Origin of the sequence: Niallia alba, from assembly GCF_012933555.1 — a bacterium.
GTDB classification, from domain to species: Bacteria; Bacillota; Bacilli; order Bacillales; family Cytobacillaceae; genus Niallia; species Niallia alba.
Genome location: NZ_JABBPK010000001.1, coordinates 5,205,505 through 5,225,980, shown reverse-complemented (window position 1 = coordinate 5,225,980; position 20,476 = coordinate 5,205,505). Strand labels below are relative to the sequence as shown.

Genomic DNA, 20,476 nt, shown 5'->3' with positions numbered 1-20,476 from the left:
AAGGGTTCATACATGAATACAGAAGAATTTATTCAAATGCTTGCTGATAAGGGAATTACTTTATCAGATAAGCAAATAAAACAGTTTGAGCTTTACTATGAGATATTAGTAGAGTGGAATGAAAAGATGAATTTAACAGCCATTACAGAAAAATCAGAAGTTTATTTGAAGCATTTTTATGATTCTATTACTGCTGGATTTTATTATAAGGAATTCCAAAGTGCTGCCCATCTATGTGATGTAGGTGCAGGAGCAGGTTTTCCGAGCATCCCTTTAAAAATTGCTTTTCCCGATTTAAAGGTAACGATTGTCGACTCTTTGAATAAAAGAATTCATTTTCTTGAGCATCTAGCGTCTGTATTAGAGTTAAAAGAGGTTAACTTTATTCATGATCGAGCAGAAACATTTGGCCAAAATAAAGAATATCGTGAATCCTTTGATATTGTTACTGCACGAGCTGTAGCACGGCTCTCTGTTTTAAGTGAACTTTGTCTACCATTAGTAAAGGTTGGGGGTACTTTTGTTGCAATGAAAGCAGCAAGTGCCAAAGAAGAAATAGAGGCCGGAAAAAAGGCTGTAACGGTTTTAGGTGGAAAAGTTAATAACATGCACTCTTTTTTGTTGCCTATTGAAGAAAGTGAAAGAAATATCATCATAATAGCAAAAGAAAAGCCAACACCTAAAAAATATCCTAGAAAACCAGGCACTCCTAATAAGGAGCCTATTGAATAAGAGAAAACAGGGGCAATCTGGAGAGATTATTTTCTGATATTTTATTTTTAACAGCTATTTCATTTCTTTTGAAGATTTTTTCTGCCAGCCCTTTCAGATGTAGTATTCGAATGAAAGGGCTGGCATCCACTAGTTTGATGGAAAGAAAAATAATTATTTAAAGAAAAAGAGAATGATATAATCATTCATAGAATTAAGACTATATCAAATATCATATCTACTATATAATATACCTATAAATTGTCATATTCTATGAAATTTCGAGAAGTTTCTTTCTATAAGTCAGATTCTTTGCAGGGATTAATGTTTCATATAGAGAATAATTAATAGGGAGTTTTGTAAAGGTGGTGCAGGGTGATGAAGCCTTCTTTCTCACGATTTTTTGGACTTGGCGAAAAAGGAGATCAAATAGAAGATGCTAGTCAAATAAGTGCAGATGCTGCTCAAGAGGAGATCGAGAATATGGGAAGCAATGAAGAAGTTAGAAGAATCCCAATTAATCAGATTGTTCCTAACCGTTTTCAACCAAGAACGGTATTTGATGATGAAAAAATTGAAGAATTAGCTCGTACGATCCATACACATGGTATTATTCAACCGATTGTACTAAGAGAATACGAGTATGATAAATTTGAAATCATTGCTGGAGAACGAAGATGGAGAGCAATGAAAAAACTTGGTTGGGAAGAAGCACCAGCTATCATTAAAAATATGAGTGATACAGAAACTGCGTCTGTTGCACTTATTGAGAATCTCCAAAGAGAAGAGCTTTCTCCAATTGAAGAAGCAATTGCATATGGAAAATTATTAGAATTGCACAATCTTACCCAAGAGGCCCTTGCTCAAAGATTAGGTAAAGGGCAGTCAACTGTTGCAAATAAATTAAGACTTCTTAAATTGCCAGAAGAAATTCAAGAAGCCTTATTAAATAAAGAGATATCTGAGCGTCATGCTCGTTCCATGATTCCTTTGAAGGAAAGGGAAAAGCAAATCCAACTATTACAAGAAATTATTGAAAAGAGCTTAAACGTAAAGCAAACAGAAGAGCGTGTAGTAAAAATGCTTGAACAAACTAAGGAGAAACCAAAGCCAAAAAGAAAGGCTTTTAGTAAAGATATGCGGATAGCAGTAAATACCATCCGCCAATCACTAAATATGGTTTCTGACAGCGGAATTAATTTAAATGCCGAGGAAGAAGAGTTTGAAGATTTTTATCAATTTACAATTAAAATTCCAAAAAAGAAATAATACTTAATATTTATATCACTAGTGTTGCATAAATAGTGTCATAATTTTCAGTTTACTCACCTTCCCTGTTTAGAGGCAAAAAAGTAAATACCCAATCAAAGGTGGCCCCATCCATTTGGAAATTTATTTACAATTAGACTTTTGCAACGACGACAATTTGCATATTTAAGGGATGGCTTTTCCTTCAATCTTTCGAAGCCAAACATTCGCTGGTTTCCACAATGCAGCCCTTAGATAACGGCTAATCTGTAAGGTTTTTCGCTTGCTTCTGGTCTCGATTTGCACGAGAACATGTAGGCAAAAAACAATTAGTGCGATAAATACTTGATTTTGAATCGCCCATTCGCTTTGACCGTAGAACTTTTTGATGCTGAGATGTTGTTTGATCCATTTAAAAAACAGCTCAATTGCCCACCGTGATTTATACATTTCTGAAATTTCTTCGGCGCTTAAATCAAAACGATTTGTAATTAAATGAAGTTCATTTCCTTTTGAGTCCATCACTTTTAGAAGCCGAAAGTAATTTTCAGCACGGTTTTGAGTCGTACCTATCAACACCATTTGGTCTGATAAAACAGCTGTATCCTTGGGTAGCTTAAAATCGTAAACGTTCCGTATGACTGCATTTTTGCGTAGCCGTGAAAGAAAGAAGTAGCCATCATCAGTCATGCGATCAAAGCGCTCGTAGTCTAGATAACCACGGTCAAACACATACATGCATTCCTTGTCATCCACCATGATTTCAAGCTGACCACGGTCATGTTCTTTTGCCGTTGTCATAACGGCCTTTTCAGGATAGGATATACCCTTTTCCATAAACACAAGGCGCAAATGTAACTTTACACCTGCTTTTGTTTTGCGGAATTTAGCCCATTTATGATTGGTCAAATTAAGTGGCAATGTGCTTGAATCAATGATTTTTAACGGCATCACGAGTTTCGTGTAATGCGTTTTGGCATGAATTTGTGACACTAAATCAAGGAAAAGCCTTTGAAATAGATCAGGGTTTATGCCGTTTAACCGCCGTGACAACTGAGAAATACTAATAGAATCAAGGTCTATCCCTTTTTGAAGCTGGTCATCGAAAAGACAATCACCCAGCGCATGCAGACTTTCAATTTCTTGTAGCTGCGCAAAAAGTAGTAATTTTAGAAATGACTCTGTCGTTAATTTTTTCGTATAGTAATCTAATTTCATCGTTTTCACGTTTTCTTCAAATAATTGAAGATTTATAGGTGAAAACCATTGTCCAAATGAAGTTTTTCGTGTAATCTTGTCCATGTGATGGTCCTTTTTTAGTGGATTTGGACGGGTTACCACCTGACTAATCCATTATAAAGGACTTTTTCTTTGCGCAAAATAATAATATTGAACATTTTGAGTATTTTTAATAGTGAATTTAAATTAATGCAACACTAGTGTATTTATATATAAAATAATTATCATAGATGTAGGGCTCTGTTAAATCCCACTAGTTTAACAAATTTTTTAGTAGAATTATTATATTTAACAGAGCATATTTTTTGTTGTGAGGATAATAGCCGTTTAGCTGATTCTCACTTTTTTATTACAATTCTATTCCTCAATGGATAACCACAAGGATAATTTATAAACCTCATTGCTGATTAGTATGATTATTTCCTAAAAAAATCAAGTATAAAAATTCTCTATAAAATGCTTGAAATGATAGGCTTTTTTAACTTCTTTTATACTATATATTCATTTTATTTTCCATTAGTAATCTAGATTAAAAGAAAAAATAACGATATTTCGAAGGTTTCATGATAAAATAATATACGTGATTACAATAGGTAGGGAACTGACCATGTTGTAGTCTATTCATGTTTTTACTAATAAATTGTTTTATAGCTTGCTATAAACGGTTCAATTATTTTATATTAAGTAGCCATCTTGCGTCGATGTATATTTCGTAGCTAGTATGGAATTAAAGGTAGGTGACATCATGGGTAAAATTATTACTGTTGCTAACCAAAAAGGTGGAGTTGGAAAAACAACTACATCAGTCAATCTTGGCTCTTGTTTAGCATATATCGGAAAAAGTGTGCTATTAGTAGATATTGATCCACAAGGAAATGCTACTAGTGGTGTAGGTATTGAAAAAGCTGATGTTGATCATTGTATCTATGATGTGTTAGTCGATGATCTTGAAGCAAGTATGGTGATAAAACAGACAAATGTTGAGAATTTGGATGTTATTCCTGCAACGATTCAGTTAGCTGGAGCAGAAATAGAACTTGTTTCTACTATTTCCAGAGAAGTGAGATTGAAAAGGGCATTAGATGAAGTCAAACAAAACTATGACTATGTTTTAATAGATTGTCCACCTTCTTTAGGATTATTAACGATTAACGCATTAACAGCATCAGATGCAGTATTGATTCCAGTTCAATGTGAATATTACGCTTTAGAAGGATTAAGTCAGTTATTAAATACTGTTCGACTTGTCCAAAAGCATTTAAATCATGATTTAGCAATTGAAGGTGTATTGCTAACAATGCTAGATGCTAGAACTAACCTAGGTCTGCAAGTTATTGAAGAAGTTAAAAAGTATTTCCAAGATAAAGTATATAAAACAATTATCCCTAGAAATATTCGCTTATCAGAAGCACCGAGTCATGGCGAACCAATAATTATTTATGATCCAAAATCACGTGGTGCCGAAGTTTATTTGGACCTTGCGAAGGAAGTGGTTACTAGTGGCTAAAGGACTTGGAAAAGGATTAGATGCCTTCTTTCCTAAAATGGATGCAGAGAAGGAAGAAAATGTTCAAGAAATAAGCCTAAGTGAATTGCGACCAAACCCTTATCAGCCTAGAAAATTTTTTGATGAGGAAGCAATTGAAGAATTGAAGCTTTCTATCATCGAACATGGCATTCTTCAACCAATCATTGTGCGAAAAAGTATTAAAGGCTATGAGATAGTAGTAGGGGAACGTAGATATCGTGCAGCGAAAGAAGCTAAGCTAGAAACAGTTCCAGCAGTTGTACGCCAATTATCAGAACAGCAAATGATGGAATTAGCAGTACTCGAAAACCTTCAAAGAGAAGATTTATCACCTATTGAAGAAGGGCATGCTTATCAAACCCTAATGAAGAAATTGAAGCTTACACAAGAGGAACTAGCAAAACGATTAGGGAAAAGTAGACCCCATATTGCTAACCATGTTCGATTATTATCTCTTCCAAAGGCTGTGCAAAACTATATTTCTGACGGTAAAATATCAATGGGACATGGAAGAGCTTTATTAGGATTGAAAAATAAAGATAAACTTCCAGCGATTGTGGACAAAATTATAAAAGATGGATTAAATGTACGCCAGCTTGAACAATTAATCCAGCACTTAAATGAGAATGTTTCACGTGAAACACAGAAAGAAAAACCACCCGTGAAAAATGTTTTTCTTAAAGAGCAGGAGTCTTTTCTTCGTGAGAGATTTGGAACTACTGTTCATATTAAGCAAAAGAAAAACAAGGGGAAAATCGAAATCGAATTTTTCTCAGAGGAAGATTTATCAAGAATCCTTCAATTGTTTGAAATAGAAAATGAAGATTGAAAAATAGCCTACGAAAGGGAAGTTTACAAAAATATTTGTGAACAACACCTTTTTTAGGCTATTTTTTATTAGGAAAGATATTAAACTGTTTCTTCCTTCACCTGGTATTCCTGTAATTTTGCGGAATGCATATAACGAAGACTCGTATGGTAAATACCCTTTGAAATAATTTTTGCCATGTTTAATACAAGGCTTAATCTAGTATTCTGAAGAACTAAAAATTCCATAAACCCACTAATATTAACGATTCCAGTAATATGAATATTCCCTACAGGGGGAAGCTCCTTTTTAACACCACTTCCTGGTTTTACAGGACCATCTCCAATTTGGATGACTCCGACGCTTTTCATTCTACCTAGGCAGGCATCGATACCAATAATATAGGGATTTCGATGTATATCATGTATTTCCTTTAATTTATCTTCTAAATTAAGTGCATGAATTGGATCGTCTAATGTTCCATAAACATGAAAAGGAGATATATTCTTTTCGCTTAATAATGTACCAATAAGCGGACCCAATGAATCTCCAGTAGAACGATCAGTTCCAATACAAATAAAGACAATTGGTTGTGTAGCTGAAACGGATGGTAAATGTTTAGATAATGAATCTGCAATCTTAAATGCTGCTAATTGTTCATCATGAGCTACTCTAATGGGAAGTTCATTCTTTTCGAAAAGGCTGGAATATAAGGTCATTGAATCTACTCCTTCATCATTTAGGATTCGATAAAATCTATAGGAGAAAGCAGTTAGTATGTTTTGTTTAGATTCTGTTTAAGCCTATCAACTAAGATGGAAATCTATCGAACCATTAGTTGTTTTTAAGCATAGTTATTGTAGTATTCAGTATATGGAAAAGAGGCAAATTCTATACATGGACATAAAAATAAGGGACAAAAGAGCGATACAAGAAGAGTGTATGTCATCATAATAAGGGCAAAAGTCCTGTGTCTTTTTGGAAACTTACTACTACAAAGCATGTAGAAAAACTGTTAAAATAAACTTACCCAATATAAAGGGTCTTGAAGAGTAAAATAGAAAAATTGTTAGTATTATTTTTCTTCCCTTAAAAATAGGAGAGTACTATTTCTTTTCTTGTTTGTATGAACAGATGAAAAAAAGAAAATAATTTAGTAGAAGTTTAAATTTAGAGGTGCCTAGATGGATGAGAATATAAAAGAAAGTATAGATAATCTCATGAATGAGAATTTGTGGAGTAATCTTGGATTTGGAGCACTAAAGCTTATCCTTATTTTTCTAATTAGTGGCATCATCATTAGAATAGGGAAAGCGGCAATAAGAAATATATTTAAAGTAAGAACCCACTCCGCATTACGAGTATCGGAAAGAAGAGAAGCAACATTAATTAAACTTTTAGAAAATACCATTACTTATGTGGTGTATTTTATTGCTATTATGATGGCATTATCTGTTTTTAATATTGATGTGAAAGCATTGTTAGCTGGAGCGGGAATTGTTGGTCTTGCTGTTGGGTTTGGCGCTCAAAGTCTTGTAAAAGACATTATTACTGGATTTTTTATTATCTTTGAAGATCAATTTTCTGTTGGTGACCAAGTGCGCATCGGTACCTATGAGGGCGTTGTAGAGGAAATTGGCTTAAGAACAACAAAGATAAAAGGTTTTACTGGGGAAGTAAATATTATTCCAAACGGAAGCATAATTGAAGTAACTAATTTTTCCATTAATAATAGTAAAGCAATTGTTGATGTCAGTATTTCCTATCAAGGAGATATAAATCGAGCGGAAAAGGTAATACAGGAACTGATTGAAAAGTTACCTGAGCAATACGAGGATATTGTCGGTGTTCCAGAATTGTTAGGAGTCCAAAATATTCAAGCGGCAGAAGTAACTATTCGTGTAGTAGCAGAAACGTTGCCAATGAAGCATCATGCCATTGCAAGGATATTAAGAAAAGAAATAAAGAATGTTTTAGATGAAAATGGAATAGAAAGTCCTGTTCCCAAATTAGTTATGTATTCACAACCACAATAATATCTTCAAGGAGGCAATATGGAACAGAAAGAATTCGGTCTAAATGATGTAGTAGAGATGAAAAAAGCCCATCCTTGCGGTACAAATCGCTGGAAAATAATTCGGTTAGGAATGGACATTCGTATTAAGTGTGAAGGTTGCGAGCACAGTGTCCTTATTCCAAGAAGAGAGTTTTCAAGAAAAATGAAAAAAGTTTTAGTGAAGCATGAACAAGAATAGATTGGAAAAAGCTTTATCGTAGGAAATACAAAGCAGACGGAATACACGTAGACTTCTATGGGAGCTGCGAGGAGAAAGCCCAAGACCCCGCAGGAACGAGGAGGCATGGCGCTCCCCCTTTGGAAAGCGAAGTGTATTCAGTATGCGGTGATCACCACAAACCTTCTTTCTTAAAATGAATAAAACCCCGTACGATTATACGAACTTTTCTTAGCATGTACGTATAATCGTACGGGGTTATTTGTTTGAAAATACTTATGTTTCAGCTTCTTTTAAGTGGAAGGAGAAGGAAGACTACTTGTCTTTTTCCCTCGTTAAAACTATAATTGTTAGAGGTTTATAATAATAATGAAATTACTTTCTATTTTGTACGATAGAAGTAGAAAGTTTATATAAGGGAGTGGCATAATGGCGTTAACTGCTGGAATAGTTGGTTTACCTAACGTTGGTAAATCTACATTATTTAATGCAATTACACAAGCTGGTGCAGAATCAGCAAACTATCCGTTCTGTACGATTGATCCAAACGTCGGAATTGTAGAAGTACCAGATCAACGTTTAACAAAATTAACAGAATTAGTACAACCGAAAAAAACAGTACCTACTACTTTTGAATTTACAGATATTGCCGGAATTGTAAAAGGGGCAAGTAAAGGGGAAGGTCTTGGTAATAAATTCTTATCTCATATTCGTGAAGTAGATGCTATTTGCCAAGTAGTACGTTGTTTTGCAGATGATAATATTACCCATGTATCTGGAAAAGTAGATCCTATTTCTGATATAGAAACAATCAATTTAGAGCTGATTCTGGCTGATTTAGAATCTGTAGAAAAAAGAATTGGCCGAGTTGGTAAAATGGCGAAGCAAAAAGATAAAGAAGCTGTTGCTGAATTAGAAGTGTTAGAATTATTAAAAGCTGCTTTTGAAGAGGAAAAACCTGCTAGAACAGTAGAATTTACAGATGAACAGGCGAAAATTGCTAAGGGACTGCATCTTTTAACTATTAAACCTGTATTGTATGTTGCAAATGTAGGCGAAGATGAAATCGCTGATGCAGCGAATAATGAATATGTAAAGCTTGTGAAAGAATTTGCTGCAAATGAAAATGCAGAAGTAATTGTCATTTGTGCAAAAATCGAAGAAGAAATTGCAGAGCTTGAAGGGGAAGAAAAGGAAATGTTCCTTCAAGAGCTTGGAATCGAAGAGTCTGGTTTAGATCAGCTAATTCGTGCTGCTTACCATCTTCTTGGACTTGCAACATACTTTACTGCTGGTGTACAAGAAGTACGTGCCTGGACATTTGTACAGGGAATGAAAGCACCACAATGTGCAGGGATTATTCACTCAGATTTCGAAAGAGGCTTTATCCGCGCGGAAACTGTTTCTTATGATGATTTATTAACGAGTGGAAATATGGTTGCTGCTAAGGAAGCTGGGAAAGTCCGCTTAGAAGGAAAAGAATATGTAGTTAGAGACGGAGACATTATTCATTTCCGTTTCAACGTATAATGCAATAAGTAGTAAAAGGTCACTCATAAAAAGATTAATGAGCTCTTTTCATTTCAATTGAAAAAGAGGCTGGTTAATCTTTTTTGGGTGGTTTTTTAATTTTATAGGGGGAGATCGGATAGGATGTTTCTAAAGTGCTGTCATTTTTAAAAAGGGAGTGGAAAGAAATAAATGTACATTCTTTTTACATTTATTTAAAATTCCCCAAGTATTGTAGTGGTAAAATTAAATTAACTTAAAACAGCATGATAAAAGGGAGTGAAGTTTTTGAAAATCGCGATTTTTTCAGACACTTATTTTCCTCAAGTGAATGGTGTTGCCCAAACATTAAAGAGACTAACTAATCATTTGGAAAAAAAGCAAATATCCTATCAAGTATATTCTCCAGAAAACAAAACTTCTTCTACATATCCTAATATCAACCAATTTCCGAGTCTTCCATTTTTTCTTTATCCGGAGTGTCGAACTGTAATAGCTAATCCTAAGAAAATAGAAAAAAATTTAAAGCAGTTTAAACCAGATCTTATCCATCTAGCAACACCATATATGATGGGATTATATGGGATGTTTGCTGCCAAAAAGTTAGATATCCCTGTTGTATCATCTTACCATACTAATTTTGATCAATATCTTAAATATTACCATGCCTCCTTGTTAGAGCCATTTTTATGGAAATATTTAAAATGGTTCCACCAATCAACCGAAAAAATATTTGTTCCAAGCAAAGACACACAAAGAAAATTGGAGTCGTTACATTTTAGTGACTTAAAAGTTTGGGGAAGGGGAATTGATTCCAAGTTATTTAAGCCTAATACAGAAGCTAATGAACAAATTAAGAAAAAATACCGAATCAAAGAAAAACATATTTTATTGTATGTAGGTAGATTAGCTCCAGAGAAAGACCTAGAAACATTAAATAAGATCATTAATAGGACCTCTAATATAAATAATTCGGTCCATTGGTTAATAGTGGGGGATGGGCCAAATAAGGAGGCTTGGAGAGAAAAGGAACAAGAACAAAAAAACATTACCTTGACCGGTTATATAAAGGGGAAAGAATTGGCAATGATATATGCAGGAGCAGACCTTTTTGTTTTCCCATCTTATACAGAAACTTTCGGCAATGTCGTGTTAGAAGCTATGTCTAGCGGAACGCCAGCGATTGTTTCCAATGCCGGTGGTGTAAAAGATTTTGTCATTAATATGGTAAATGGAAAAATATGCGAAAAGCAAAATGCTGAGAGCTTTGTTCAAGCAATTAGTAAATTATTAGCGGATGAAACGATGCGATTACGGATGGGGATAGAAGCTAGAAATTATGCGTTAACGCAATCATGGGATACTATTTTTGAAGGACTATTAAGCGATTACTATGAAGTGATATATTCTCGTCAGAAGCTAAATGAAAAGTATGCTTAAAAGTAAGTATACTCATACCTTAGATAGTTTACAGGAATATGCAAAATAAATAAGAAGTGACTATTTTTAGTACATTGCTATTTATTATGAAGTATGCTATACTTTTACATTGTGAGTAATGTATAATTGCTCCTTGCCCAATAATGGGCCGTCTAGACCAAAAGGAGGTGAAAGTGATGAAAAAGTACGAAATTATGTACATCATCCGTCCAAATATTGAAGATGAGGCTAAGAAAGCTCTTGTTGAGCGTTTCAACGCTATCCTTACAGATAATGGAGCGGAATTAGCAGAAGCAAAAGAGTGGGGTAAACGTCGTCTTGCATATGAAATCAATGATTTCCGCGATGGTTACTATCAATTAGTAAAAATTAACGCTGCACCTGTAGCGGTTGAAGAATTCTCTCGTTTAGCTAAGATCAACGAAGATATCATTCGCCACATCGTAGTTAAAGAAGAAGCAAAATAATATATAAATAGTGTTTCACGTGAAACATTTAAAATGGAAGGGAGTTGAAACTGATGATGAATCGGGTAGTTCTTGTTGGCCGTCTAACGAAGGATCCAGATCTACGTTATACACCGAGTGGAGTTGCTGTTGCATCTTTCACACTTGCAGTAAACCGTACGTTTACAAACCAGCAAGGAGAAAGAGAAGCGGACTTTATTAACTGTGTTATTTGGAGAAAACCAGCAGAAAACGTAGCTAATTTCTTGAAAAAAGGAAGTTTAGCAGGTGTTGATGGTCGTATTCAAACTCGTAGCTATGATGGACAAGACGGAAAACGCGTGTATGTAACAGAAGTATTAGCAGAAAGTGTTCAGTTCTTAGAACCTAGAAACAGCTCTGGTAATAATAGAAGTGACAACATGAATTATGGGGCACCAAGAGAACAAGATAATCCTTTTGGAGGATCAAATAATTATCAGAATCAGCGACCTCAAACAAATAGAAACAATCAAGATTATACAAGAGTGGATGAAGATCCATTTGCAAATAGCGGACAAATCGATATTTCAGATGACGATTTACCATTCTAAAAACTAGTTTTGATAATAAAAAGGAGGTTAATCTCATGGCAATGGGTGGACGCAGAGGTGGCCGTGCTAAGCGTCGTAAAGTATGTTACTTTACAGCTAACGGTATCACTAACATCGATTATAAAGATGTAGACTTACTTAAAAAATTCATCTCAGAACGCGGTAAAATTTTACCTCGTCGTGTAACTGGTACAAGCGCTAAATACCAACGTAAATTAACGATTGCTATTAAACGTGCACGTACTATGGCTTTACTACCATACGTAAGTGGAGAATAATTAGCCTATAAAAAACCCTATTAGACTTTTGTTTAATAGGGTTTTTGTATTATATTAAAGGGGAAATAGTCTATATATGTACTATTTCTATATCACTCCCTTATTTGTATCATCTAAGGATTATGTGAAGTTTCTTCTTTTCTATAAACATAAATGTTTTTCTTCCTACTCCTCTTATTTCTTCTAATTAACTTCATTGAAGAAGAGAAGGAATGGTAGTAAAATACTAGTTAAGGGTGTAAACCCCTTCCTCATAAAAACTATTTCGAAAAATGGGTAAAAGGCCAATCAAGTTTTAGAAAGCGAATGTTCTAAGGTTACAGAAGTTTGCGAATAAAAAAATTGAAAATTGAAATGTATTTCATCTCTTATTTTAAGTAACAGATAGGGGGATAGACCTTTTTATATTTTAATTTAGTTTTATGGGGTATAATATTATCAGGTTTAATGAATACATAGTAAGGATTATTTGAAAATCTCACGAGTTTTAGGAGGAGAAAAATTGCCTACTTTTTTAGAGAAAGGGTCCATACGGTATCCATTAATATGCTTAATAGGTATTACCACTATCATGCTTGGAATCCTCTCTTTTTATAACTGGGTATTTTCCTTAATTGGGTTATTCCTTTTTGCAATTCCTTTTTATTTTATTTTACGAATGGATAGTCGTCAAAAAAAGGAAACAGAAGAGTATATAACCACTCTCTCTTACCGCGTTAAAAAAGTGGGGGAAGAGGCATTAATGGAAATGCCAATAGGAATTATGCTTATAAATGATGATTATTATATTGAATGGACAAATCCCTTTTTAGCATCTTGTTTTACAGAGGATACACTTGTAGGAAGATCTTTGTATGATGTTTCTCCATCGATTATTCCTTTAATTAAGCAAGAAGTAGAAACGGAAATCATTACATTGCATGAAAGAAAGTTCCGTGTTATTCATAAAGTGGAAGAGCGCTTATTATACTTTTTTGATGTTACAGAACAAACAGAGATCGAGAAGCTTTATGAAGATGAACGTACTGCCATTGCAATTATCTTTTTAGACAATTATGATGATTTAACACAAGGTATGGATGATCAAGCAAGAAGTAGCATTAATAATAGTGTTACAGCAATTTTAAATAAATGGGCTACAGATAATGGCGTCTTATTAAAACGGATTTCTTCTGATCGGTTCATTGCTATTTTTAATGAACATATTCTACAAAGCTTGGAAAAAGGGAAATTCACCATACTAGACGATGTTCGAGAATTAACTACAAAACAGAATGTTCCTTTAACACTAAGTATTGGAGTTGGAGCTGGTGTTTCCTCTTTACCAGAACTAGGGAATATTGCTCAATCTAGTCTTGATTTAGCCTTAGGAAGAGGCGGAGATCAGGTTGCGATTAAGCAACCGAATGGTAAAGTAAAGTTTTATGGAGGCAAAACTAATCCCGTAGAAAAGCGAACAAGAGTAAGAGCAAGGGTCATTTCCCATGCTTTAAAGGAATTAGTGTTAGAAAGTGATAAAGTTATCATAATGGGGCATAAGAATCCTGATATGGATGCAATTGGTGCAGCAATTGGGATACATAAAGTAGCTCAGATGAATCAAAAGGAAGCATATATAGTAATAAACTTTCAAGAAATAGATACAGCTGTTAGAAGATTGATAGAAGAAATTAAAAGGCAAGAGTCTCTGTTTACAAAGTTTATCACGCCTGATCAAGCTTTAGAAATAGCAACTGGCGATACTTTACTAGTAGTGGTAGACACACATAAGCCTTCTTTAGTGATTGAAGAGCACTTATTAAATAAAATAGAAGATGTAGTAGTAATTGACCATCACCGTCGTGGTGAGGAATTTATTGAAAATCCGCTGCTTGTCTATATGGAACCATATGCTTCTTCAACGGCAGAACTTGTTACAGAATTACTAGAATATCAGCCGAAAAGTGTTAAAATTGAAATGTTGGAAGCAACGGCCCTTTTAGCTGGGATCATTGTTGATACGAAAAGCTTTACTCTTAGAACAGGAGCACGGACATTCGATGCAGCTTCTTATTTGCGAGGACAGGGCGCAGATACAGTACTTGTACAAAAATTCCTAAAAGAAGACATTGAAAACTATGTTAAAAGAGCGAAAATTATCGAAAATGTGCAATTCTATAAAGAAGGAATTGCAATAGCCATAGCGAAGGAAGAAGAAGCTGTCGATGGCGTGTTAATTGCACAGACGGCTGACACTCTATTAACAATGGATGGTATTATTGCCTCCTTTGTAATAGCGCCTAGAGGGGAAACGATGATTGGGATAAGTGCTCGTTCTTTAGGAGAAATTAATGTTCAAATTATTATGGAAAGTCTACATGGTGGTGGCCATTTAACAAATGCAGCTACACAGCTTTCAAATATGCCAATGGAAGAAGTAGAGGCAAGGCTAAAATTAGCAATTGATGAGTATTTTGAAGGGAGAAGAAAAGAATGAAAGTAATTTTTCTAAAAGATGTAAAAGGTAAAGGAAAAAAAGGAGAAGTTAAAAACGTTGCTGATGGTTATGCACATAACTTTCTTTTAAAACAAGGCTTAGCTGTAGAAGCTAATGCTTCAGCGGTTAGCACGTTGAATGCTCAAAAGAAAAAAGAAGAGAAACAAGCAATTGAAGAGCTAAATCAAGCAAAAGAATTAAAAGAAAAACTAGAAAAAGTAACTGTTGAACTGCATGCAAAATCTGGTGAGGGCGGCAGATTGTTTGGATCGATTACAAGCAAGCAAATTGCAGATGAATTAAACAAAAAACATCAAATCAAAATTGATAAAAGAAAAATTGAGTTAAATGATGCAATTCGTTCACTAGGAGTTACAAAGGTTCCAGTGAAGCTTCACCATGAAGTGTCAGCAACATTAAATGTACATGTGAAAGAATTAAGCTAATATTGGAAGTTCCATTTAGCGCTAAACATGTTAAAATAGAATAAGCTTAAGAAAATGTGATGCAGGTTTAACTGGTCACATTTTTTGTTTGACTGTTTTTAATAGGAAACTAGAAAAAAGAGAAAAGGCACAGCTGATACGAAAACACCTTTCTTCAAATGGAAGGACTTTTTGCATAGATTGTTGCTTTTTTAACCTAGGCTATGTTATTAATCATATCCTCTCATTTTAAGGAGGTTTTATAGATTGACCGAAATCTTAAATGATCGAATGCCCCCTCAAAATATTGAGGCAGAACAAGCTGTATTAGGGGCTATATTTCTTGAACCACAAAGCTTAACATTAGCTTCTGAAATTCTGATACCAGAAGATTTTTATAGAGGTGCACATCAAAGAATCTATTCGACAATGCTTAAATTAAGTGATGAAGGAAAAGCAGTCGATTTAATTACAGTAACATCCGAATTAGCCACAACTAATAACTTAGAGGATACGGGCGGAGTTAGCTATTTAAGTGAACTAGCGGCTTCTGTGCCGACCGCTGCCAATATAGAGTACTATGCAAAGATCGTAGAAGAAAAGTCTTTGCTTCGCCGATTGATTCGAACAGCAACAAACATCGCACAGGATGGATATTCACGTGAAGATGAAGTAGAAGCTTTATTAAGTGAAGCAGAAAAGAATATTTTAGAAGTAGCGCAACGGAAAAATGCTGGAGCATTTCATAATATTAAAGATGTTCTTGTTCGGACATATGATAATATTGAAGAAATGCATAATCGCAAAGGCGATATAACCGGGATAGCAACAGGATTTGCTGAACTTGATAAAATGACAGCTGGATTTCAGCGAAATGACTTAATTATTGTTGGAGCAAGACCATCGGTTGGTAAAACAGCCTTTGCCTTAAATATCGCTCAGAATGTTGCTGTAAAAACAGGCGAAAATGTAGCGATTTTTAGTTTGGAGATGGGGGCAGAGCAGCTTGTAATGCGTATGCTTTGCGCAGAAGGGAATATAGATGCCCAGCGTTTACGTACTGGATCATTGACAGACGAGGACTGGGGCAAGCTTACAATGGCAATGGGAAGCTTATCCAATGCTGGTATTTTCATTGATGATACACCAGGGGTAAAGATTACCGATATAAGAGCGAAATGCCGCCGTTTAAAACAGGAACATGGCTTAGGAATGATATTAATTGATTACCTACAGCTAATCTTGGGAAGTGGACGAGCAGGTGAAAATAGACAGCAAGAGGTATCGGAAATTTCTCGTTCTTTAAAACAGCTTGCTCGTGAGCTTCAAGTACCTGTAATTGCCTTGTCACAGCTCTCACGTGGTGTAGAACAAAGACAAGATAAGCGCCCGATGATGTCCGATATCAGGGAATCAGGAAGTATTGAGCAGGATGCAGATATTGTAGCCTTCTTATACCGTGATGACTACTATGATAAGGAATCAGAAAGTAAGAATATTATCGAAATCATTATTGCTAAACAGCGTAACGGTCCAACTGGAACTGTACAGCTAGCCTTTGTAAAGGAATACAATAAATTCGTAAACCTAGAACGGCGTTTTGAAGATGGAGCGATGCCAACTGGAGCATAGCAAAAAAAGATTAGTAGATTTCAAACTACTAATCTTTTTTTATGCTATTTTTAGATGGATAAAAAGCGTTAGTAAAAGTAAATACTACTAATTTAGGTCAAATAATCTATCTAATTTTACGAACATAACATTAATTAAATAAAAAGATTGTTCGTGTTTGATTGACTTTTATGTTAAAAAGTTGGTAAAATAGGAATGTTTGATTAAGGATATAATAAAAAGATATAGAAACCTGTGGAGGTGCTCTAGGATATGTCATCAGTAGTGGTGGTAGGAACGCAATGGGGAGACGAAGGAAAAGGTAAGATTACCGATTTCCTATCTGAAAATGCAGAAGTGATTGCACGTTACCAGGGTGGTAACAATGCAGGTCACACAATTAAGTTTAATGGCGAAACATATAAATTACACTTAATTCCATCTGGGATATTTTATAAAGAAAAAATTAGTGTTGTTGGAAACGGAATGGTTGTTGATCCAAAGGCAATCATTGAAGAATTAAAATACTTACATGATCGTAATGTCAATACAGATAACTTAAGAATTAGTAATCGTGCCCATGTCATTCTTCCATATCATTTAAAATTAGATGAAGTAGAGGAAGAAAGCAAAGGTGCTAATAAAATTGGTACAACGAAAAAAGGAATTGGGCCAGCTTATATGGATAAAGCTGCACGTATTGGTATCCGTATTGCTGATTTATTAGATAGAGAAGTATTTGAAGAAAAACTTGCAAGAAACTTAGTTGAAAAAAATCGTCTATTAGAGCGTATTTATGAAACGGAAGGCTTTAAATTAGAAGATATTTTAAATGAGTATTATGAGTATGGGCAACAAATTAAGAAATATGTTTGTGACACTTCTGTTGTTCTAAATGATGCTTTAGATGAAGGTCGCAGAGTTCTTTTTGAAGGTGCTCAAGGGGTAATGCTTGATATTGACCAAGGTACTTATCCGTTTGTTACTTCTTCTAACCCAGTCGCTGGAGGCGTAACAATTGGTTCTGGTGTAGGTCCAACGAAAATTAAACATGTAGTTGGTGTATCAAAGGCGTATACAACAAGAGTTGGTGACGGTCCTTTCCCAACAGAATTAAATAATGATATTGGACATCAAATTAGAGAAGTTGGTCGTGAATATGGAACAACTACTGGTAGACCACGTCGTGTTGGGTGGTTTGACAGTGTAGTTGTTCGCCATGCTCGTCGTGTTAGCGGTATTACAGATCTTTCTTTAAATTCTATTGATGTTTTAACAGGAATTGAAACATTAAAAATTTGTGTTGCTTATAAATATAAAGGTGAAGTGATGGAGGAGTTCCCAGCAAGCCTTAAAGTACTTGCAGAATGTGAACCAGTATATGAAGAGCTACCAGGCTGGACAGAAGATATTACTGGCTGTAAAACACTAAGTGAGCTTCCTGCTAATGCACGTCATTATTTAGAAAGAGTTGCACAGTTGACAGGTATTCCATTGTCTATTTTCTCTGTAGGTCCAGACCGTACACAAACAAATGTTGTACACAGCCCATGGAGACAAAACTAATCATCATAATAAAGGCCGTTCTTAGAACGGCCTTTAATTAAGCAGATATTTGATTATGTAAGAACCTTGAGATTTTCGTTTGAAAAAGAGGTAACTGGGTATTATTAAATTTTAAATAATTTCGTATGATTTTTAGTTTATTTAAAATCGAGAGCGTAATGGCACGAACTACTTTATAAGAAAAAAGTATGTAAAAATAGTCATTTTAAAAGGAAAAGTAGTTAAAGACAAAATAAAAAATATTTTTTAAAAAACTTTTAAAAAAAGTATTGCTTTTTATTTTGTTAATATGATAATATAAAAAGCGTCGCAAATGACAAAAACAAACGAGACAGCTCATCTTATATGAGCCATTAGCTCAGTCGGTAGAGCATCTGACTTTTAATCAGAGGGTCGGAGGTTCGAATCCTCCATGGCTCACCATTATAGATATCAATCACGGCCCATTGGTCAAGCGGTTAAGACACCGCCCTTTCACGGCGGTAACACGGGTTCGAATCCCGTATGGGTCATAATATCTTAGTAAAGATATTTCATAGTATAAAATGGTCCGGTAGTTCAGTTGGTTAGAATGCCTGCCTGTCACGCAGGAGGTCGCGGGTTCGAGTCCCGTCCGGACCGCCATTTTTTCTTCCTATGCATTTGCATATTTAATATATATTTTTTATCTAATACATATCGAAGACAAGTAAGAAATCCGACTTTTGCTTAAGTAATTAGAGCTAGTAAGCATTTGTCACAATAGTTTGGCTCAGTAGCTCAGTCGGTAGAGCAAAGGACTGAAAATCCTTGTGTCGGCGGTTCGATTCCGTCCTGAGCCACCTTAATTTTTCATCACAACGAAATAATCGTTGTTTTTTTTATGCCCTATTATTTCCCTGTAAATAACCTTCTATAGAATCGCTTCTATTACAAAATTCCACTAAACATGAAAATTAAGCAACAATTTTATTACAATATAATAGCAAATCGTCTTTCCTTGTATATGTATGTTAAAGTAAATGTATATGTCTTCTTCCTTATGAGTTATGTGAATAAGTAGAAATTGAAGAGCCTATTTAACTTTTAAGAAGATAGAGTAAGTAGAGGCCTATTATAGATAAAAAAAGACAAGGTAATCCATTCTTTGCAGAAGGATAGCCTTGCCAAAATTAAGGGAAAATGAAACTCATCTATATAGACGATTGTCTAGCATAAAAGGTTTCAAAAAAATGGCTATCTACCGCTTTATTTTTTTCCTATAATAAAATAAAGGGCTATCCAATAGTTTGCGATAGGAAAGAAGACATATATAGCAGCCTAGTATGCCTCACAGCGGATAGATAATAATTAAAAATAACAATCCTCCCTAAGAGGGTTTATAATCCAGTATGGAAGGAATGATTCAGTGGGCTAATAGAAAAGCTTCACTGTCTTTTTTATTTGGAGCAGTTTTAGATGGGAAGGGGATAATTATGAAAGACTCTGATTTAGACCCGAGACTATTTAATTCATCTTTAAAGGATATTCTGACTGCTTGTTAATGGGGAATAAGCTTATAATAGAAAAAAAGTGATTATATAAATTTAAAATGGTAAAGTAGACAGTAGAAGTAAACAATAAAAGTATGATATATGACGATAGATAAACTTGATATAAGGAGATTAACTGAATGAATAAAAAGATTTTAGTTGTAGATGATGAAAAACCAATTGCTGATATTTTGCAGTTTAATTTAAAGAAAGAGGGCTTTGAGGTTTATTGTGCTTATGATGGCAATGAGGCTTTGGAAAAGGTGGAAGAGATTCAGCCAGATTTAGTATTGCTAGATATCATGTTGCCGCAAAGAGATGGAATGGAAGTATGCCGTGAAGTCAGAAAGAAATATGAAATGCCGATCATTATGTTAACGGCTAAGGATTCAGAGATAGATAAGGTATTAGGCTTAGAATTAGGAGCAGATGATTACGTAACAAAGCCTTTTAGCACGAGAGAACTGATTGCACGTGTAAAGGCAAATCTTAGACGACATCAGCAAGTTTCTTCTGCTGCAGAAGAAGAGAAAGAATCTAATGAAATTGAGGTTGGTTCACTCATTATTCATCCAGATGCTTATATCGTATCGAAAAGAGGAGAAATGATTGAACTGACTCATCGTGAGTTCGAATTACTATATTATTTAGCAAAACATATCGGACAAGTTATGACAAGAGAGCACTTGCTTCAGACTGTATGGGGTTATGATTATTATGGGGATGTACGCACAGTAGACGTAACCGTAAGAAGGCTAAGAGAGAAAATTGAGGATAATCCTAGTCACCCAACTTGGATCGTGACAAGAAGAGGCGTTGGCTATTACTTAAGAAATCCTGAGCAGGAGTAAAT

General features: G+C 34.8%; 18 protein-coding genes and 4 tRNA genes. 20 read left to right on the top strand and 2 right to left on the bottom strand.

Annotation, left to right across the window (positions count from 1 at the left end; genetic code table 11):
- Positions 1-12: 12 nt before the first annotated feature.
- The gene (gene rsmG / locus HHU08_RS24780) at positions 13-732 is read left to right on the top strand and encodes a 16S rRNA (guanine(527)-N(7))-methyltransferase RsmG (protein WP_101729012.1); all 720 of its coding nucleotides are present in this window, start codon (positions 13-15) and stop codon (positions 730-732) included.
- Between the two features lie 357 nt (positions 733-1,089).
- A complete protein-coding gene (gene noc / locus HHU08_RS24775) occupies positions 1,090-1,980 on the top strand; it encodes a nucleoid occlusion protein (protein WP_016201478.1) in 891 nt (296 codons plus the stop codon).
- 165 nt (positions 1,981-2,145) lie between these two features.
- Here noc and HHU08_RS24770 read toward each other — a convergent pair whose 3' ends face one another.
- A complete protein-coding gene (locus HHU08_RS24770) occupies positions 2,146-3,261 on the bottom strand; it encodes an IS4 family transposase (RefSeq protein ID WP_169187985.1) in 1,116 nt (371 codons plus the stop codon).
- A gap of 682 nt (positions 3,262-3,943) precedes the next feature.
- Here HHU08_RS24770 and HHU08_RS24765 point away from each other — a divergent pair.
- Entirely contained in the window at positions 3,944-4,705 is a 762-nt protein-coding gene (locus tag HHU08_RS24765) for a ParA family protein (protein WP_016201479.1), read from the top strand.
- Entirely contained in the window at positions 4,698-5,555 is an 858-nt protein-coding gene (locus HHU08_RS24760; RefSeq protein WP_101729010.1) for a ParB/RepB/Spo0J family partition protein, read from the top strand. Before HHU08_RS24765 ends, HHU08_RS24760 begins: the two co-directional genes overlap by 8 nt.
- 80 nt (positions 5,556-5,635) lie before the next feature.
- Here HHU08_RS24760 and yyaC read toward each other — a convergent pair whose 3' ends face one another.
- Entirely contained in the window at positions 5,636-6,253 is a 618-nt protein-coding gene (gene yyaC, locus HHU08_RS24755; protein ID WP_101729009.1) for a spore protease YyaC, read from the bottom strand.
- 465 nt (positions 6,254-6,718) lie between these two features.
- On the opposite strand from yyaC, the gene HHU08_RS24750 reads away from it, so the two are divergent.
- From HHU08_RS24750 to yycF, 16 genes are all read left to right on the top strand, one after another.
- Positions 6,719-7,570, top strand: a complete 852-nt coding sequence (locus HHU08_RS24750; protein WP_101729008.1) for a mechanosensitive ion channel family protein — start codon at positions 6,719-6,721, stop codon at positions 7,568-7,570.
- 18 nt (positions 7,571-7,588) lie between these two features.
- A complete protein-coding gene (locus tag HHU08_RS24745; protein WP_016201483.1) occupies positions 7,589-7,789 on the top strand; it encodes a DUF951 domain-containing protein in 201 nt (66 codons plus the stop codon).
- A gap of 408 nt (positions 7,790-8,197) precedes the next feature.
- Complete coding sequence (gene ychF / locus HHU08_RS24740; RefSeq protein WP_016201484.1) at positions 8,198-9,298, top strand: redox-regulated ATPase YchF; 1,101 nt, start codon at positions 8,198-8,200, stop codon at positions 9,296-9,298.
- 267 nt (positions 9,299-9,565) lie between these two features.
- On the top strand, positions 9,566-10,717 hold the full coding sequence (locus HHU08_RS24735; RefSeq protein ID WP_169189582.1) for a glycosyltransferase family 4 protein: 1,152 nt from the start codon (positions 9,566-9,568) through the stop codon (positions 10,715-10,717).
- Between the two features lie 176 nt (positions 10,718-10,893).
- Positions 10,894-11,184, top strand: coding sequence for a 30S ribosomal protein S6 (gene rpsF, locus HHU08_RS24730; RefSeq protein WP_016201486.1), 291 nt, complete (start codon positions 10,894-10,896; stop codon positions 11,182-11,184).
- Between the two features lie 53 nt (positions 11,185-11,237).
- Positions 11,238-11,756: a single-stranded DNA-binding protein gene (gene ssb / locus HHU08_RS24725; protein ID WP_016201487.1), complete on the top strand. Its 519-nt coding sequence runs from the start codon at positions 11,238-11,240 to the stop codon at positions 11,754-11,756.
- Between the two features lie 41 nt (positions 11,757-11,797).
- A complete protein-coding gene (gene rpsR / locus HHU08_RS24720) occupies positions 11,798-12,034 on the top strand; it encodes a 30S ribosomal protein S18 (RefSeq protein WP_016201488.1) in 237 nt (78 codons plus the stop codon).
- Positions 12,035-12,536: 502 nt separating this feature from the next.
- Positions 12,537-14,510 carry a DHH family phosphoesterase gene (locus tag HHU08_RS24715; RefSeq protein WP_169189581.1) on the top strand — a complete coding sequence of 658 codons (1,974 nt, stop codon included), beginning with the start codon at positions 12,537-12,539 and terminating at the stop codon, positions 14,508-14,510.
- Positions 14,507-14,956 (top strand): 50S ribosomal protein L9, encoded by a 450-nt coding sequence (gene rplI, locus HHU08_RS24710; protein ID WP_101729004.1) that lies wholly within the window; start codon positions 14,507-14,509, stop codon positions 14,954-14,956. The genes HHU08_RS24715 and rplI overlap by 4 nt, the downstream gene beginning before the upstream one ends.
- A gap of 246 nt (positions 14,957-15,202) precedes the next feature.
- Positions 15,203-16,567: a replicative DNA helicase gene (dnaB, locus tag HHU08_RS24705; RefSeq protein ID WP_016201491.1), complete on the top strand. Its 1,365-nt coding sequence runs from the start codon at positions 15,203-15,205 to the stop codon at positions 16,565-16,567.
- Positions 16,568-16,819: 252 nt separating this feature from the next.
- On the top strand, positions 16,820-18,112 hold the full coding sequence (locus tag HHU08_RS24700; protein ID WP_016201492.1) for an adenylosuccinate synthase: 1,293 nt from the start codon (positions 16,820-16,822) through the stop codon (positions 18,110-18,112).
- A 347-nt stretch (positions 18,113-18,459) separates the two neighbouring features.
- Positions 18,460-18,535: transfer RNA gene (locus HHU08_RS24695), tRNA-Lys, on the top strand.
- Between the two features lie 17 nt (positions 18,536-18,552).
- Positions 18,553-18,624: transfer RNA gene (locus tag HHU08_RS24690), tRNA-Glu, on the top strand.
- Positions 18,625-18,659: 35 nt separating this feature from the next.
- Positions 18,660-18,736, top strand: a tRNA-Asp gene (locus HHU08_RS24685).
- Between the two features lie 124 nt (positions 18,737-18,860).
- Positions 18,861-18,933 (top strand) — tRNA-Phe (locus HHU08_RS24680).
- An 830-nt stretch (positions 18,934-19,763) separates the two neighbouring features.
- Positions 19,764-20,474, top strand: a complete 711-nt coding sequence (yycF, locus tag HHU08_RS24675; RefSeq protein ID WP_016201493.1) for a response regulator YycF — start codon at positions 19,764-19,766, stop codon at positions 20,472-20,474.
- Positions 20,475-20,476: the final 2 nt, after the last annotated feature.

Coding starts and splice junctions, on each gene's coding strand:
- rpsF (WP_016201486.1), top strand. CDS start 10,894: ATGAAAAAGTACGAAATTATGTACATCATCCGTCCAAATATTGAAGAT.
- rplI (WP_101729004.1), top strand. CDS start 14,507: ATGAAAGTAATTTTTCTAAAAGATGTAAAAGGTAAAGGAAAAAAAGGA.
- HHU08_RS24770 (WP_169187985.1), bottom strand. CDS start 3,261: ATGGACAAGATTACACGAAAAACTTCATTTGGACAATGGTTTTCACCT.
- HHU08_RS24750 (WP_101729008.1), top strand. CDS start 6,719: ATGGATGAGAATATAAAAGAAAGTATAGATAATCTCATGAATGAGAAT.
- rsmG (WP_101729012.1), top strand. CDS start 13: ATGAATACAGAAGAATTTATTCAAATGCTTGCTGATAAGGGAATTACT.
- noc (WP_016201478.1), top strand. CDS start 1,090: ATGAAGCCTTCTTTCTCACGATTTTTTGGACTTGGCGAAAAAGGAGAT.
- rpsR (WP_016201488.1), top strand. CDS start 11,798: ATGGGTGGACGCAGAGGTGGCCGTGCTAAGCGTCGTAAAGTATGTTAC.
- yyaC (WP_101729009.1), bottom strand. CDS start 6,253: ATGACCTTATATTCCAGCCTTTTCGAAAAGAATGAACTTCCCATTAGA.
- ssb (WP_016201487.1), top strand. CDS start 11,238: ATGATGAATCGGGTAGTTCTTGTTGGCCGTCTAACGAAGGATCCAGAT.
- HHU08_RS24700 (WP_016201492.1), top strand. CDS start 16,820: ATGTCATCAGTAGTGGTGGTAGGAACGCAATGGGGAGACGAAGGAAAA.
- HHU08_RS24765 (WP_016201479.1), top strand. CDS start 3,944: ATGGGTAAAATTATTACTGTTGCTAACCAAAAAGGTGGAGTTGGAAAA.
- yycF (WP_016201493.1), top strand. CDS start 19,764: ATGAATAAAAAGATTTTAGTTGTAGATGATGAAAAACCAATTGCTGAT.
- HHU08_RS24745 (WP_016201483.1), top strand. CDS start 7,589: ATGGAACAGAAAGAATTCGGTCTAAATGATGTAGTAGAGATGAAAAAA.
- ychF (WP_016201484.1), top strand. CDS start 8,198: ATGGCGTTAACTGCTGGAATAGTTGGTTTACCTAACGTTGGTAAATCT.